Annotated in this window: 13 protein-coding genes; 7 read left to right on the top strand and 6 right to left on the bottom strand. The window is 67.0% G+C overall.

Features of this window, described 5'->3' with window-relative positions; translation table 11 throughout:
- Window positions 1-270 precede the first annotated feature (270 nt).
- The 6 genes from LK539_RS24450 to LK539_RS19530 all read left to right on the top strand — a co-directional run bounded on the left by LK539_RS24450 (window position 271) and on the right by LK539_RS19530 (window position 5,906).
- On the top strand, window positions 271-2,349 hold the full coding sequence (locus tag LK539_RS24450) for a hypothetical protein (RefSeq protein WP_267877692.1): 2,079 nt from the start codon (window positions 271-273) through the stop codon (window positions 2,347-2,349).
- Between the two features lie 66 nt (window positions 2,350-2,415).
- The gene (locus LK539_RS19550; protein WP_227802732.1) at window positions 2,416-2,802 is read left to right on the top strand and encodes a hypothetical protein; all 387 of its coding nucleotides are present in this window, start codon (window positions 2,416-2,418) and stop codon (window positions 2,800-2,802) included.
- Between the two features lie 12 nt (window positions 2,803-2,814).
- Window positions 2,815-3,498: a C39 family peptidase gene (locus tag LK539_RS19545; protein ID WP_227802731.1), complete on the top strand. Its 684-nt coding sequence runs from the start codon at window positions 2,815-2,817 to the stop codon at window positions 3,496-3,498.
- Window positions 3,499-3,509: 11 nt separating this feature from the next.
- Entirely contained in the window at window positions 3,510-4,028 is a 519-nt protein-coding gene (locus tag LK539_RS19540; RefSeq protein WP_227802730.1) for a hypothetical protein, read from the top strand.
- Window positions 4,029-4,064: 36 nt separating this feature from the next.
- Window positions 4,065-5,501 carry a hypothetical protein gene (locus LK539_RS19535; RefSeq protein WP_227802729.1) on the top strand — a complete coding sequence of 479 codons (1,437 nt, stop codon included), beginning with the start codon at window positions 4,065-4,067 and terminating at the stop codon, window positions 5,499-5,501.
- Window positions 5,502-5,699: 198 nt separating this feature from the next.
- Complete coding sequence (locus LK539_RS19530) at window positions 5,700-5,906, top strand: cold-shock protein (RefSeq protein WP_227802728.1); 207 nt, start codon at window positions 5,700-5,702, stop codon at window positions 5,904-5,906.
- Between the two features lie 88 nt (window positions 5,907-5,994).
- Here LK539_RS19530 and LK539_RS19525 read toward each other — a convergent pair whose 3' ends face one another.
- From LK539_RS19525 to LK539_RS19515, 3 genes are all read right to left on the bottom strand, one after another.
- On the bottom strand, window positions 5,995-7,242 hold the full coding sequence (locus LK539_RS19525; protein WP_227802727.1) for an RNA polymerase sigma factor: 1,248 nt from the start codon (window positions 7,240-7,242) through the stop codon (window positions 5,995-5,997).
- A 7-nt stretch (window positions 7,243-7,249) separates the two neighbouring features.
- Complete coding sequence (locus tag LK539_RS19520; protein WP_227802726.1) at window positions 7,250-7,600, bottom strand: YciI family protein; 351 nt, start codon at window positions 7,598-7,600, stop codon at window positions 7,250-7,252.
- A 131-nt stretch (window positions 7,601-7,731) separates the two neighbouring features.
- Window positions 7,732-8,361 (bottom strand): LysE family translocator, encoded by a 630-nt coding sequence (locus LK539_RS19515; protein WP_227802725.1) that lies wholly within the window; start codon window positions 8,359-8,361, stop codon window positions 7,732-7,734.
- Window positions 8,362-8,444: 83 nt separating this feature from the next.
- Between LK539_RS19515 and LK539_RS19510 the strand changes: the two genes are divergently transcribed.
- Entirely contained in the window at window positions 8,445-9,437 is a 993-nt protein-coding gene (locus LK539_RS19510; protein ID WP_227802724.1) for a YafY family protein, read from the top strand.
- 29 nt (window positions 9,438-9,466) lie between these two features.
- On the opposite strand, the gene LK539_RS19505 is transcribed toward LK539_RS19510, so the two are convergent.
- From LK539_RS19505 to LK539_RS19495, 3 genes are read right to left on the bottom strand one after another with little or no spacing between them, the layout of a single operon-like run.
- The gene (locus LK539_RS19505) at window positions 9,467-9,886 is read right to left on the bottom strand and encodes a gamma-butyrobetaine hydroxylase-like domain-containing protein (protein ID WP_227802723.1); all 420 of its coding nucleotides are present in this window, start codon (window positions 9,884-9,886) and stop codon (window positions 9,467-9,469) included.
- Window positions 9,887-9,897: 11 nt separating this feature from the next.
- Window positions 9,898-10,335: an HIT family protein gene (locus LK539_RS19500; RefSeq protein WP_227802722.1), complete on the bottom strand. Its 438-nt coding sequence runs from the start codon at window positions 10,333-10,335 to the stop codon at window positions 9,898-9,900.
- 10 nt (window positions 10,336-10,345) lie between these two features.
- Window positions 10,346-14,353 carry a DUF3683 domain-containing protein gene (locus tag LK539_RS19495; RefSeq protein ID WP_227802721.1) on the bottom strand — a complete coding sequence of 1,336 codons (4,008 nt, stop codon included), beginning with the start codon at window positions 14,351-14,353 and terminating at the stop codon, window positions 10,346-10,348.
- Window positions 14,354-14,419: the final 66 nt, after the last annotated feature.

Raw genomic sequence — 14,419 nt, 5'->3', positions numbered from 1 at the left:
CCCCATCCCCTTGGCCCTGTTACAGCTTGATACAGTCTGGTGACGGTTACGTTACAAGTGTCACAAGATTGAGACAAGGTTTTTCGAAGATGTTGTACTGCCCCATCAATCCAGTCCTACAAGCTTGCTCAGCATAAAAATAGGCAGATTAATCAAAGACTTGCGAAAGCTTCGCGAGCTGGCACGCAAACTGCTAAAGGGGTAAGTGGACCGGTGGCATAGGACGCCGGGCATTTCAACTTTTCAGTGACACACAAAGGGGAGTAACAGATGAAGCGCACACTTCTGGCGACCGCGATCGCACTGGCTTTCGGCATGGCCCAGGCACAAGACACGCAAGGACAAGCCGGCAACTCCGCTGGCGAAGTCCGCGGCGGCAATACCCAAACTCAAACCACTGACCAGAGCAACAACTCGGACAACCGCAATTCCTCGGGCCAGAACCGCAGCACCGGAAACGCGAATGCCAGCGAAGTGGCTGCAGCCGCTGCCAACAACAACAGCACCTCGACTTCCAGCGTCGACAGCTCGTTCAACAATTCGAGCGCGACCGCGACCAGCAACCTGACCGGCACGGTCACCGGCAACAACATCAATAACATCGGCAACAGCGCCGTCAACAACGGCAACGCCAACGGCGCTGCCGGTAACGGCGCAGCCGGCGGCGACGCCACCGGCGGCAATGCCCGCGGCGGCGACGGCGGCGCAAGCGGCGCGGCACGCGGCGCCAACGGCGCCATGGGCGGCGCAGGCGCAACCGGCCGCAGCGGCGAAGCCACCAGCGGCGCCTCGGATGTGGGCGCAGCCAACGGCGGCGCAGGCGGCGCCGGCGGCGATACCGGCAATGCACGCACCGGCGCAGGCGGCTCGGGCGCTGCCGGCGGCATGGGCGGCAACGGCGCCGCAGGCGGCGACGGCGGCCGCGGCGCAGCTGGCGGCATCGGCGGCTCGGGCGGCGGCGGCAACACCGGCGGCGCCGGCGCTGCAGGCGGCATGGGCGGCAACGGCGGCACCTCGACCGCAACCGGCGGCCGTGGCGGCAATGCCGACGCAATGGGCGGCAACGGCGGCATGTCGACCGCGACCGGCGGCAACGGCGCGCGTGGCGGCGAAGCCGGCAGCGGCACCGGCGCCAACGGCGGCATGTCCACCGGCGGCACCGGCGGCGACGCCGGCAACCTGAATGGCGGCAACGGCGGCGGCAACGGCACCGTGACCGCAGGCAGCGGCGGCAGCGGCGGCGGTTCGAGCGCCGGCGGCGGCAGCGGCGCCGCGGGCGGCATGGGCGGCACGGGCGGCACCAGCGGCGCGGCAACCGGCTCGGGCCAGGGCGCAACCGGCACCGCCAGCACTGCTGGCGCCGGCACCGGCGGCAACATGGCCAACGCCGGCTCGAGCGGCATGTCGGGCGAGACCGGCGGCGGCATGGGCGGCGCAGCCACCTCGAACAGCGGCGAAGCTACCTCGGGCGCTGCCAGCACCGGCACCGTCTCGAACACTGCAGGTGATGCGAGCTCCGGCGCAGGCGGCGCAGGCGCAGCCGGCGGCGCAGGCGGTTCGGGCGCTGCAGGCACCTCGACCGGCGGCGCAGGCGCTGCAGGCGGCACCGGCACCGGCGGCACCGCCGGCAACGGCGCAGCCCTGACCGGCACCGGCGGTGCAGGCGGCGCAGGCACCGGCGGCGCAGGTGGCGCAGGTACCGGCGGCGAAGGCGGCGCAGGCGGCGCAGGCGCGGCCGGCACCGCAACCGGCGGCGCAGGCGCAGAAGGCAGCTCGACTGCCGGCGCTGGCGCAGCAGGCAGCTCGACCGGCGGCGCCGGCGCAGCTGGCGGCGAAGGCGGCACGGGCGGTGCGGGCGGTGCCGGCGGTGCCGGCGCAGCAGGCGGCGCAGGCGGCTCGGGCGCAACCGGCGGCAACGGCGGCTCGGGCGCAATGGGTGGCAACGGCGGTTCGGGCGCAGCCAGCGGCGGCGCATCGAATGCCAGCGGCGCAGGCGCAGCAGGCGGCTCGGCCACCGGCGGCACCTCGACCAGCGGCTCGGCTACCTCGGGCGAAGCGACTGGCGGCGCCGGCGGTGAAGGCGGCGCAGGCGGCAGCAACACCTCGGGCGCCGGCGGCGCAGGCGGCACCAGCACCGGCGGCGAAGCCATGGGCGGCGCAGGCGGCGCGGGCACCGGCGGCAACGGCGGCACCCAGAGCGTGACCACCGGCGCCTTCGACATGTCGAACACCATGTCGAATATCGCCCAGGGTGCTGCAGGCGTCTCGGTGATCAGCCAGAACAACGGCTTCTCGTCGCTGATCCAGCAGAGCGTCAACGTTCAGTCGAACATGAACGTCGGCCAGTAATTCCGGCAGTAACCGCCGCGCGGCATCGGTCGCGCGGCGGTTTTTCCGCACCCGAAGGGAGATTTTATGAAACCTGTGTACCGATTCGTGCTGGCGACGCTGGTCGCGCTCCCGCTGGCGGTCCAGGCCGCCGAGCCGGAGAAGCTGCCGGTCAAGATCAGCTTCCTGACCGAGGTGAAGGTGGCGCCGGAACGCGAAGCCGCCGATGCCTGGGGCGAAGCCGCCTCCACCGAACGCCTGGGCCGCACCAGCGGCAAGGACGACACCGTCCACACCGAAGCGGTGCTGGGAGGTACGGTGGGCAACAACACCGCGGTCAACACCGTGAGCGGCAACAACGTCATCGACAGCGGTTCCTTCGCCAACGCGCAAGGCATTCCGATGGTGATCCAGAACAGTGGTTCGAACGTGCTGATCCAGAGCGCCACCGTCATCAACCTGCGTCTGCAATAGCAAGAAGGCTTTATGAAAACGTTTGTCGCCATCTCTGCCGCCGTGTGCGGCATGCTGCTGGCACCGGGGTGTCCGGCGTCGAGCATCGAGCTGGCCGTCGGCCAGCGCGCCACGGTGCCGGTCACCTCACTCAAGGACCTCAAGTTCCGCAAGACCACCCGCCAGCAGTTCGACTTCAGCTGCGGCTCGGCCGCGCTGGCCACCCTGCTGACCTACCACTACGGTACGCCGGTGACCGAAAAGGAAGTCTTCGAAAAGATGTTCCTGACCGGGGATCAGGCCAAGATCCGCCAGCAAGGCTTTTCCATGCTCGACATGAAGCGCTACCTGGCGACCCGCGGCTTCGTCGGCGACGGCTTCCAGCAGCCGCTCGACAAGCTGCTCGAGGCCAAGCTGCCGGCGATCGTCCTGATCACCGACCGCGGCTACAACCATTTCGTCGTGATCAAGGGCGCCGAAGACGGCCGCATCCTGCTCGGCGACCCGTCCAGCGGCGCGCGTTCGGTGACGCGCGAACGCTTCATGGAGCTGTGGGCCAACAAACTCCTGTTCGTGGTGCACAAGTACCCGGGCAAGACCGTGGCCTTCAACGGCGCCGACGACTGGCGCTCCGCCCCGCGCGCGCCGCTCGGCACCGGCATCAACAACGAACAATACAGCCAGAGCCTGCCGAAATTCGGCCCTAGCGACTTTTGAAAGGATCAGCCATGCACTGGCTCATACACGCATGCCGGGCCCTCGCGGCCACGCTGCTGGCCGGAGCCTGCAGTGCGGCCCTGGCGCAGGACAAGACCGCGGTCATCGATGCCGACGAATGGGCGCCGGTCGATACCGCCACCCTCGACGGTGCGCGCGGCGGTTTCGAGACCCCGGGCGGCCTTGCCATCTCGCTCGGCATCGAGCGGGTGGTCTCGATCAATGGCGAAGTGCTGTCGCGCACCAATGTCGCGATTCCCGACGTGAGCAACATGACGGCCGCGCAGGTCGCGGCAGCCAGCGAAGCCCTCGGCACCGCTCGCCTGATCCAGGTCGGGGGCAACAATTTCGGACCTGGCGACCTCGCCCTGGGCAACGGCGCCACCCTGGTCCAGAACAGCCTCGACAACCAGGCCATCCTGGCCCAGACCACGATCAGCTCGACTGTCAACAGCATGGCCCTGATCAAAGACCTTAATTTTCACTCAACAATTCGTGATGCAATCGTGCGCTCGGCAGGAAGCCTGTAGCATTGCAATATTATTAATCTGCCGATGGAGAAACGCATGTCCAATCACGTCGCGCGCCTAGGGGCGGCCGGCCTGGCGGCAATGCTGCTGGCGCCCGTTGCCGCGGCCCAGGAAGCGCCGGCCAGCGCCCAGGACAAGACCGCCGAACTGGCTACCCTGAAGGCCGAACTGGCCGCCCAGCGCGAACTGGTCGACAAGCTGATGCGCGAGCTGCAGGCCCAGCGCACCAAGATTGAACGCATCGAGGAACGCCGCGACGGCGCCCAGCCAGTGCTCGCCGAGAACCTGGCGCAGCCGCCCCGCATCGACGACAGCCTGCTGTCGGAGCAGCGCGGCACCGGCGGCCAGAATGGCGGCGCCCAGGGCAACAATGTCGCCCAGGCACCGGCCCAGAACCAGCGTCCGCCCTCGACCCCGGCGCCGCTCAACCCGGGCCCGGCCCCGAGCCAGCCGGCGGCGCGTGCCCCGGCCCAGGCCCAGAACAACACGGCAACCCGCAACCAGAAAGACCAGCGCCCGCCCGAAGTGGCGCCGCTGTTCGAAGCCCCGGGCGTGCTGACGCCGCGCGGCAAGTACATCCTCGAGCCGGCCCTGCAGTTCGGTTATTCGTCGAGCAATCGCGTGGCCCTGGTCGGCTACACGGTGATCCCGGCGCTGCTGATCGGCCTGGTGGACGTGCGCGAGGTCAAGCGCAACACCTTCACCGGCTCGATCACCGGCCGTACCGGCCTGAGCAACCGGATGGAAGTCGAGGTCAAGGTGCCCTACGTGTACCGCTCGGACGCCACCGTCAGCCGCGAGATCTTCACCGGCACCGCGGTCGAGCGCGTGTTCGACACCAGCGGCAAGGACCTGGGCGACATCGAGATCGCCGGCCGCTACCAGCTCAACAACGGCGGCCCGGACAAGGCCTATTACATCGGCGGCCTGCGCTACAAATCGGTTACCGGCAAAGGCCCGTTCGAGGTCGTCACCGATTGCCAGACCCGCTGCATCGGCGAGAACGTGACCGGCACCGGCCTGCCGCTGTCGCTGCCGACCGGCTCGGGCTTCCACTCGCTGCAGGGCAGCCTGACCTGGCTGTTCCCGTCCGACCCGGCGGTCTTCTTCGGCAACTTGAGCTACCTGCACAACTTCAAGCGCAGCAACGTCGAGCGCCTGGTGCGCAACGGCATCCGCGAGCCGCTGGGCGAGCTGGCGCCGGGCGGCATCATCGGCTTCAACTTCGGCATGGGCCTGGCGCTGAACGACAAGGCCTCGCTCAGCCTCGGCTACGACCATAGCACCGTGGCGCGCATGAAACAGAATGGCCGTACGGTGCCGGGCTCGGTCCGGACCCAGCTCGGCACCCTGTTGCTCGGCTACTCGTATCGTTTCAACGACAAGCGTTCGCTGTCCGTCGCCGTGGGCGCGGGCGTGACGCGCGACACTCCCGACGTGTCGCTGACGGTGCGCATGCCCTTGAGTTTCTGATTTCCGGGCGTTGTGGCTGCTGTTGGAGACCGGTAGCCTCAATGTTAAAAAAAGGCAAGCGCACGATTGAAAATCTTGCTTCCTTTTTAAAAAATTGTCTCTATAATCATTTTTGCAATGTTGGGCCCGCCGCTGGTTGTACTACCTCCTGACGGACGACAAAGCAATAACATAGATAAACTTCAAGAGGGAATTACCATGGCGACTGGCACTGTAAAGTGGTTCAACGATGCAAAAGGTTTCGGCTTCATCACCCCGGACGGCGGCGGCGAAGACGTCTTTGCACACTTCTCGGCCATCAACGCGAACGGCTTCAAGTCGCTGCAGGAAAACCAGCGCGTGACGTTCGAAATCACTGCCGGCCCGAAGGGCAAGCAGGCATCGAACATCCAGGCATCGGCCTGAGCTGCTGAGCTGCCCGCACAGGCGGGCACATGACAAAGGCACGTCGTTGACGTGCCTTTTGTTTTTGGCGAAGTTGGCTGGCGCGCACTTACGCCGCAGGCAAGGAAGAGAGGATGTCTGCGCGGCGGGCCTGCAGCCAGGCCCGTTCGACCTCGTTGCCGGCCAGTTGGGCGGCACGGGCGTAGGCGGCGCATGCCTCAGGCAACTCCCCTAGGCGGCGGTGAAATTCCGCCCGCGCCGCGTGCAGATAGTGCGAAGTCTCCATCGCGGCCATGTGTTTCAGCGCGCCCAGCCCTTGCCGGGGTCCCTCGGCCATACCAAGCGCCACCGCCGCATTCATTTGCACAACCGGGGTTGGGAGATAACGCTGCAAGGCGCGGTACAGGGCTGCTATCTGGGGCCAGTCGGTGTCTGCCGCGCGCCCCGCCCTGGCATGCAAGGCCGCAATCGCGGCCTGGAGCTGGTATGGCCCAGGACGGCGCAAGGCCAGCGCCGCATCCAGGACCGCGAGCCCCTCGGCGATGGCACCCCGGTCCCACCGCGAGCGGTCCTGCTCCTCAAGGGTCAGCAGCTCCCCCAGGTCCGAGACGCGCGCCGCGCTGCGTGCATGGGTAAGCAACATCAGCGCGAGCAGGCCACCTACTTCGGCATCCCCGGGCATCAAGTGTTGCATCAAGCGCCCCAGCCGGATCGCCTCCCTGCACAGGTCGGTGCGTACTAGCCGGCTTCCCCCAGTGGCCCCATAACCCTCGTTGAAGACCAGGTAAATCACCTGCAGCACGATGGCCAGCCGGCCCGGCAGGTCCGTTGCCGTCGGGATAACAAATGGAATCTTCGCTTCAATGATCTTGCGCTTGGCACGTACCAGGCGCTGGGCGGTCGTTGCTTCGCTTTCGCAGAACGCGCGGGCGATCTCGCGCGTGGACAGGCCGCACAGCGTGCGCAGCGCCAGCGCGCTTTGCGCGCGCGGATGCAGAGCGGGATGGCAGCACACGAAGATCAGGCGCAGCCGGTCGTCTTCCAGTCCTGCCTCGGGCAGGGGCTCGCTTGCCTCGAGCGCGGGCAAGGCCTCGAGCCGGGCCAGCACCTCGGCCGAGTCATCGAGCGTACGCGCCGCGCGGCGCAGGATGTCGAGCCCGCGGTTGCGCGCTACCGTGCTGAGCCAGCCTGCCGGATTGTCCGGCAGGCCATCCCGCGGCCAGCGCTCGAGCGCGCGGGCGTAGGCATCCTGCAGCAAGTCCTCGGCCAGGCCGATGTCGCCGAAGCGGCGGATCAACCCGGCCAGTACCTTGCCGCCCTCGCGCCGGCATACCTCGTCGACGACCCGCACCACCATCAGCGTCTCAGCCGTTGTTGACCAGCGGCCGCAGCTCGATCGCGCCATGCCCGGCTGACGGACACTTGGCCGCCCAGCTGATGGCCTCGTCGAGGTTGTCGCATTCGATCAGGAAGTAGCCACCCAACTGTTCCTTGGTTTCGGCAAACGGCCCGTCGCAGCAGACGACTTTGCCGTCGCGCAGGCGCACCGTGGTGGCCGCATGGACCGGGGCAAGCTCGGAACCACCGCGCATCACGCCGGCCGCCTCCATTTCTTGGGCATAGCGGCCGTAGTCGGCCATGAGCGCGGCAAGCTCTGCCTGCGGCATGTCGGCATACAGTTGCTCGTCCGCGTAAATCAGAATCATGTAGTCCATGCGTATTCTCCCAAAGGATCACCCGGACATCCGGGCCCTCGCATGACGAACGACATTGCCTCATCTCGACAGACTTGTCGACAAGAAAAGCGAATTTTTTGGGTTTCCGCGACGGCAGCCTGGCGGCCATCTCATGCCCAGCCCTGCACCACCGTCAGCAGGGCCGCTCCCACCAGCACCGCCCCGACCGCGCGCGCCCCCGCCAGTCCGGCGCGCGGATTCCCCGCCAGCCAGCGCTGCGCCCCCAGCGCGCCCACCGCCACTGCGCCATACACGGCCGCCTGCGTGAATACCGTGATCAGGCCCAGCGCCGCTGCCTGCGCCCATAGATTGCCGCGCTCGGGACGCAGGAACTGCGGGAAGATCGCCAGCATGAAGACGTAGGCCTTGGGGTTCAGCAGGCAGGTCAGCATCCCCTGCAGGAACACCGGGCGGCCGCGCGGCGCCGTGCCCGCCGCCGGCAGGGTGATGCCCTCGCGCGTGCGCAGCAGGCTCCAGCCGATCCAGGCGATATACAGGGCCCCGGCCAGCAGCACGGCATTGAACAGCGGCGGCCAGACGGCCAGCACTGCCGCCACCCCGAGCACGCCCATGAGGACGTGGACGGCGCCGCCCAGCATGATCCCGCCAACGGCAGCCAGGCCGGCCCCATTCCCGCCGCGCAGCGCGCTGGCCATGACAAAGGCCATGTCCAGGCCCGGCAGCACGATCACGCCGAAGACCACCACGAAGAACAGTCCCAGGTTGGCAAGGTCGGACATGTTTTTCCTTTCTTATCATTGAAGATGGCACGATAAAGTCGAATCGGGACATAATCGGCCCTGATTATTTCGACGAGGCTGCGATGACCAAACCAACGACGCGGGTGCTGGCCGTGCTCGAGCTGCTCCAGGCCCATGGCCAGGTCAGCGGCGCCGAAATCGCGGCGCGGCTGGAGGTGGACACGCGCACCGTGCGGCGCTACATCGCCACGCTGGAAGAGATGGGCATTCCGGTCACGGCCGAACGCGGGCGCGCCGGCGGCTATGCGCTGGTGGCCGGCTTCAAGCTGCCGCCGATGATGTTCAGCGAGGACGAGGCGCTGGCCCTGTCGGTCGGCCTGTTGGCCGCGCGCAGCCTCGGGCTGGACCGGGCGGCGCCGGCCATTGCCGGCGCCCAGTCCAAGCTGGAGCGCACCATGCCGTCGAACCTGCGCCAGCGCGTGCGCGCCATCGACGAGACCGTGCAGCTCGGCCTGCGCCGCGCCAATGGCGCGACGGGACACGCGGCGCTTGCTGTGCTGTCGGTGGCGGCGCGCGCCGGCCGGCGCGTGCGACTGGATTACGTGGATGCGGCGGGCACGCCTTCAGAACGGGCGGTCGATACCTACGGCCTGGCTTTCCACGACGGCTGCTGGTATGCGGTGGGCTGGTGCCACCTGCGCAATGACGTGCGTTCCTTCCGTCTCGACCGCATCCGGTCGATGGGCGTGCTGGAGGAAGCGTTCGCGCGGCCGGCGGACTTCGATGCGCTGGGCTACCTGGTGCGCTCGGTGGCCACCCTGCCCCGCGCCTGGACGGTCGAGGTGCTGTTGAAGACGACGCTGGAGCGCGCCCAGGCGCAGTTCTTCGACACGATGGGTGTGTTCGAGCAGGCCGACGACGGCATCCTCATGCACAACCAGTCGGACGATATCGCGTGGTTTGCGCGCCAGCTGGCGAGCTTGCCCTTCGGGTTCGAGATCAGGCGGCCGCCAGAACTGCGCGACGCGGTGCGCAGGTGCGCTGAGGATTTGTTAAGGCAGCTTGACCGCGTGGGCGGGGAACCCGCCCACCCTACAACCGAGCCATATTCGTAGGGTGGGCGGATTTCCGCCCACGCGGCAGATCAGTGGTGGTGGCCGCAGCCGCCGGACTTCGGCGCCGCGCCCGGCATCTCGGTACCCGGCGCGCGGCCGCTGTCGCCCGCGAAGCCGGCGGCGTGCAGGCGGTCGAGGTATTGCTGCCACAGCGAGGCTTCTTCGCTGCCCAGCTTGTAGAGATAGTCCCAGGTGAAGATGCCGCTGCCGTGGCCATCGTCGAACAGGGGCTTGATGGCGTAGTTCCCGACCGGCTCCACGCCCGTGATGCCGACCTCGCGCTTGCCCAGCTGGAGCACTTCCTGGCCCGGGCCGTGGCCCTTCACCTCGGCCGAGGGCGAATACACGCGCATCAGTTCGAATGGGATCGCAAAATTGCTGCCATCGTCGAAGGCGATTTCCAGGACGCGCGATTTCTGGCGCACGGCGATATCAAGTGGGTTGGGCATGACGACTCCTCTTATTCGTTGAAACGTTTGGCGATCGCTGCCGCCAGGTCCGCCAGCTGCGCGCGGCGTGCGGCCAGCGTCGCCTCGTCGGTCTGACGGGCGGCCTGGGCCCACACCGGCGCCGGGAAGTGCGCATCGTCCGCGTAGCGCGGAATGATATGCCAGTGCAGGTGCGGCACCACGTTGCCCAGGCTGGCCACGTTGACCTTCAGCGGCTGCATCACCTCGCGCACCGCTTCCTCGACCAGGAACACCGCTTCGTTCAGCAGCAGGCGGTCGTCATGCGCCAGGTCGCTCATCTCGCGCACGTGCTCGCGCCAGATGACGCGGCAAAAGCCCGGATAGGCGGCGTCGTCGACGATGATCACCGACAGCTTTTCGTCCTGCCAGACGACGGGGACGGCCAGGTCGCACAGTTCGCAACCGGGCTGCCGCATTACTTCTTTCATAGCACTTCCTTCATACCAGCACCCTTTCGATGCCGCCGTTGTTGGCGCGGGCGACGTAGTCCGGCATCCAGTTCTCGCCCAGCAGGTGGCGCGCCATCTCGACGACGATGTAGTCGGCGGTGGTGCCGGCGTCATGGTTGTAGCGCGACAGGCCCTGCAGGCAGGACGGGCAGCTGGTCAGGATCTTGACGTCGCCGGTAAAGCCGTCGGCGCGCAGCTTGTCGGCGCCCTTCTCCATCTCGGCTTCCTTGCGGTAGCGGACCTGGGTCGCGATGTCCGGACGGCTCACGGCGAAGGTGCCGGACTCGCCGCAGCAGCGCTCGTTCTTTTCGATCTTCACGTTGTCGCTGGTGGAGACCAGCGCATTCACGGTCTTGATCGAATCCTGCAACTTCATCGGCGTGTGGCAGGGGTCGTGGTACATGTAGCGGGTACCGGTGACGCCTTCCAGCTTCACGCCCTTCTCCATCAGGTATTCGTGAATGTCGATGAGGCGGCAGCCCGGGAAAATCTTGTCGAACTCGTAGTTCGCCAGCGAGTCGTAGCAGGTGCCGCAGGACACCACGACCGTCTTGATATCCAGGTAGTTCAGCGTGTTGGCCATGCGGTGGAACAGCACGCGGTTGTCCGTCACCATCTTGTCGGCCTTGTCGTACTGGCCGGCGCCACGCTGGGGGTAGCCGCAGCACAGGTAGCCCGGCGGCAGCACGGTCTGCACGCCCACTTCCCACAGCATCGCCTGGGTCGCCAGGCCCACCTGCGAGAACAGGCGCTCCGAGCCGCAGCCCGGGAAGTAGAACACGGCCTCCGTATCGGCGTTGGTGGCCTTCGGGTTGCGGATGATCGGGATGACCTTGTCGTCCTCGATGTCGAGCAGCGCGCGCGCCGTCTTCTTCGGCAGGTTGCCCGGCATTTTCTTGTTGATGAAGTGGATCACCTGCTCGCGCACCGGCGCCTTGCCGGTGGTCGGGGGTGGCGCTTCCACCTGCACCTTGGCCAGGCCGCGCAGCATCTGGTTGCCCAGGCGCTGGGCCTTGTAGCCCAGGTCCACCATGGCCTTGCGGGTCATGTTGATGGTGGTCGGATCGGTCGCGTTCAGGAAGAACATGGCGGCGCGGTTGGCCGGCTTGAAGCTGCGCTTGTCCATCTTGCGCAGCAGGTTACGCATGTTCATCGAGACGTCGCCGAAGTCGATGTTGACCGGGCACGGCGTCACGCACTTGTGGCACACGGTGCAGTGGTCGGACACGTCCTCGAATTCTTCCCAGTGCCGGATCGAGACGCCGCGGCGGGTCTGCTCTTCGTACAGGAAGGCTTCGATCAGGGCCGAGGTGGCGAGGATCTTGTCGCGCGGCGAATACAGCAGGTTCGACTGCGGCACGTGGGTGGTGCACACCGGCTTGCACTTGCCGCAGCGCAGGCAGTCCTTGATGCTGTTGGCGATCTCGCCGATGTCGCTCTGCTGCATGATCAGCGACTCGTGGCCCATCAGGCCGAAGGATGGCGTGTAGGCATTGGTGAGATCGGCCGACACGGCGGTCGTGTTCAGCAGCTTGCCCTTGTTGAAGCGGCCTTCCGGATCGACGCGCAGCTTGTACTCGCGGAACTCGTGGATCTCGTCGTCGGTGAGGAATTCGAGCTTGGTGATGCCGATGCCGTGCTCGCCCGAGATCACGCCGTCCAGCGAGCGGGCCAGCTTCATGATGCGCTCGACGGCCTTGTGCGCGTCCTGCAGCATCGCGTAGTCGTCCGAGTTCACCGGCAGGTTGGTGTGCACGTTGCCGTCGCCCGCGTGCATGTGCAGGGCCACGAACACGCGCGAGCGCAGGATGCGCTTGTGGATCGCCGTGCACTCGTCGAGGATGCACTTGTAGGCCGCGCCGTTGAAGATCTGGCGCAGCGGCGCGCGCAGTTCCTGCTTCCAGGAGACGCGAATCGTATGGTCCTGCACCACGTCGAACAGCAGCGCGTCGGGCTGGGTGCCGATGCGCTGGTCGAGCGTGGCCGACAGTTGGCCCAGGCCCAGCTCATCGAGCTTGCCGCGCACCGCCGCCAGCGGCTGGTCCAGGTTGGCCAGGATGAAGCCCCAGCGCGCCGCGACCAGTTCCACCAGCGCCACCGCCTGCTGCGGCCGGTCACCCAGGATCTCGGCGCGGTCGATGGTGTCGCCGGTGGCGTCGTCGCTCTTCTCGATCGGCAGGTGCTCGTTCGAGAGGTACCCATGCAGGGCTTCCGCCAGCTGCAGCTTGTTCTTGATCGACAGCTCGACGTTGATGCGCTCGATGCCGTCAGTGTATTCGCCCATGCGGTTCAGGGGAATCACGACGTCTTCGTTGATCTTGAAGGCGTTGGTATGGCGTGCGATGGCCGCGGTACGGGCGCGATCCAGCCAGAATTTTTTCCGCGCTTCCGCGCTCACGGCGACGAAGCCTTCGCCGACGCGGGTGTTCGCCAGGCGCACCACTTCCGAGGCGGCGATCGCCACCGCGTTCTCGTCGTCGCCGACGATGTCGCCGAACAGCGCCATCTTGGGCAGCACGCCGCGCTTCGATTTGGTGGCATAGCCGACCGCGCGCAGGTAGCGCTCGTCGAGGTGCTCCAGGCCCGCCAGGCGGATGGTGGCAAAGGCCGGGTCGCCGTTCTTCGGCAGGCTGTCGAGGTAATCCTTGATCTCGACGATCGATGGAATCGCATCGCGCGCCTGGCCGAAGAATTCCAGCGCCACGGTGCGGGTGAACTTCGGCATCTTGTGCAGGATCCAGCGCGCCGACGTAATCAGGCCGTCGGTGCCTTCCTTCTGGATGCCAGGCAGGCCGGCCAGGAACTTGTCGGTGACGTCCTTGCCCAGGCCTTCCTTGCGGAAGCGCCGGCCTTCGATGCTGAGCGTCTCGACGCGGAACGGTTCGTTCTGCGCCACGCCGCGCGCGGACGGATGGCGCCATTCGAGCTTGAACGTGGCCACCGGCGCGTCGTGGATCTTGGACAGGTTGTGGTCCATGCGCGTGACTTCCAGCCAGTCGCCGTTCGGGTCGACCATGCGCCAGGAAGCCAGGTTGTCGAGCGCCGTGCCCCACAGGACGGCCTTCTTGCCGCCTGCGTTCATGGCGATGTTGCCGCCGATGCAGGAGGCGTGGGCCGAGGTCGGGTCCACCGCGAACACGAAGCCGGCCTTTTCGGCGGCCTGCGAGACGCGCTGGGTGACCACGCCCGCATAGGTGTGGATGGTGGCGTATTCACGGTCCACGCCCGGCAGGTGCGTCATCTCGACCTCGCCCAGCTGGACCAGCTTTTCGGTATTGATCACGGCCGACATCGGCGTGAGCGGAATCGCGCCGCCGGTGTAGCCGGTGCCACCGCCGCGCGGGATGATGGTCAGGCCCAGCTCGATGCAGCCTTTCACCAGGCCGGCCATCTCTTCTTCACTGTCCGGGAGCAGCACCAGGAAGGGATATTCGACGCGCCAGTCGGTGGCGTCGGTGACGTGCGAGACGCGGTGCATGCCATCGAATCGGATGTTGCGCTTGTCGGTGTAGGCGCCGAGCACCTGCCTGGCGCGCTTGCGCAGGTCGTAGGTCTCGCGGAACTCGCGCGCGAAGTCGTCGACCGCCTTGCGTGCGGCCCCAAGCAGCTGTTCGACCGCGGCGCTGCGCGAGGCGGACAGTTCGGCGTCGCCTTCGCTCGCATCGACCGTCAGGCGGCGCTTGTCGACTTCGGCCAGGCGGTGGTGCAAGGCGTCGATCAGCTTCTGGCGGCGCTTCGGGTTATCCAGCAGGTCGTCCTGCAGATAGGGATTGCGGCGTACCACCCAGATGTCGCCCAGCACCTCGTACAGCATGCGCGCCGAGCGCCCGGTCTGGCGTGCGCCGCGCAGCTCGTCGAGCAGGCGCCACGACGACTCACCCAGCAGGCGGATCACGATTTCGCGATCGGAGAACGAGGTGTAGTTGTACGGGATCTCGCGCAGGCGCGCGGGGGCGTTGTCGGCAAGCAGGGTATGGATGTGTGCGGGCGCGTTCATGGGCTGTGAGGCTTGGATGCAGTGCGTCGGTCGGACGAGTCCGAAGGACGTTCATTCTAGCTTATT

The organism is Massilia sp. IC2-476, from assembly GCF_020707295.1.
Lineage (GTDB): Bacteria > Pseudomonadota > Gammaproteobacteria > Burkholderiales > Burkholderiaceae_D > Telluria.
Note: the sequence above shows the minus strand (reverse complement) of the source record. Positions and strands in the feature narration are given on the sequence as shown.

What these genes read in the sequence shown, in the direction of transcription:
- LK539_RS19550 (WP_227802732.1), top strand. Translation starts at nt 2,416, where the DNA reads ATGAAACCTGTGTACCGATTCGTGCTGGCGACGCTGGTCGCGCTCCCG.
- LK539_RS19545 (WP_227802731.1), top strand. Translation starts at nt 2,815, where the DNA reads ATGAAAACGTTTGTCGCCATCTCTGCCGCCGTGTGCGGCATGCTGCTG.
- LK539_RS19530 (WP_227802728.1), top strand. Translation starts at nt 5,700, where the DNA reads ATGGCGACTGGCACTGTAAAGTGGTTCAACGATGCAAAAGGTTTCGGC.
- LK539_RS19495 (WP_227802721.1), bottom strand. Translation starts at nt 14,353, where the DNA reads ATGAACGCGCCCGCACACATCCATACCCTGCTTGCCGACAACGCCCCC.
- LK539_RS19525 (WP_227802727.1), bottom strand. Translation starts at nt 7,242, where the DNA reads ATGGTGGTGCGGGTCGTCGACGAGGTATGCCGGCGCGAGGGCGGCAAG.
- LK539_RS19515 (WP_227802725.1), bottom strand. Translation starts at nt 8,361, where the DNA reads ATGTCCGACCTTGCCAACCTGGGACTGTTCTTCGTGGTGGTCTTCGGC.
- LK539_RS24450 (WP_267877692.1), top strand. Translation starts at nt 271, where the DNA reads ATGAAGCGCACACTTCTGGCGACCGCGATCGCACTGGCTTTCGGCATG.
- LK539_RS19535 (WP_227802729.1), top strand. Translation starts at nt 4,065, where the DNA reads ATGTCCAATCACGTCGCGCGCCTAGGGGCGGCCGGCCTGGCGGCAATG.
- LK539_RS19520 (WP_227802726.1), bottom strand. Translation starts at nt 7,600, where the DNA reads ATGGACTACATGATTCTGATTTACGCGGACGAGCAACTGTATGCCGAC.
- LK539_RS19540 (WP_227802730.1), top strand. Translation starts at nt 3,510, where the DNA reads ATGCACTGGCTCATACACGCATGCCGGGCCCTCGCGGCCACGCTGCTG.
- LK539_RS19510 (WP_227802724.1), top strand. Translation starts at nt 8,445, where the DNA reads ATGACCAAACCAACGACGCGGGTGCTGGCCGTGCTCGAGCTGCTCCAG.
- LK539_RS19505 (WP_227802723.1), bottom strand. Translation starts at nt 9,886, where the DNA reads ATGCCCAACCCACTTGATATCGCCGTGCGCCAGAAATCGCGCGTCCTG.
- LK539_RS19500 (WP_227802722.1), bottom strand. Translation starts at nt 10,335, where the DNA reads ATGAAAGAAGTAATGCGGCAGCCCGGTTGCGAACTGTGCGACCTGGCC.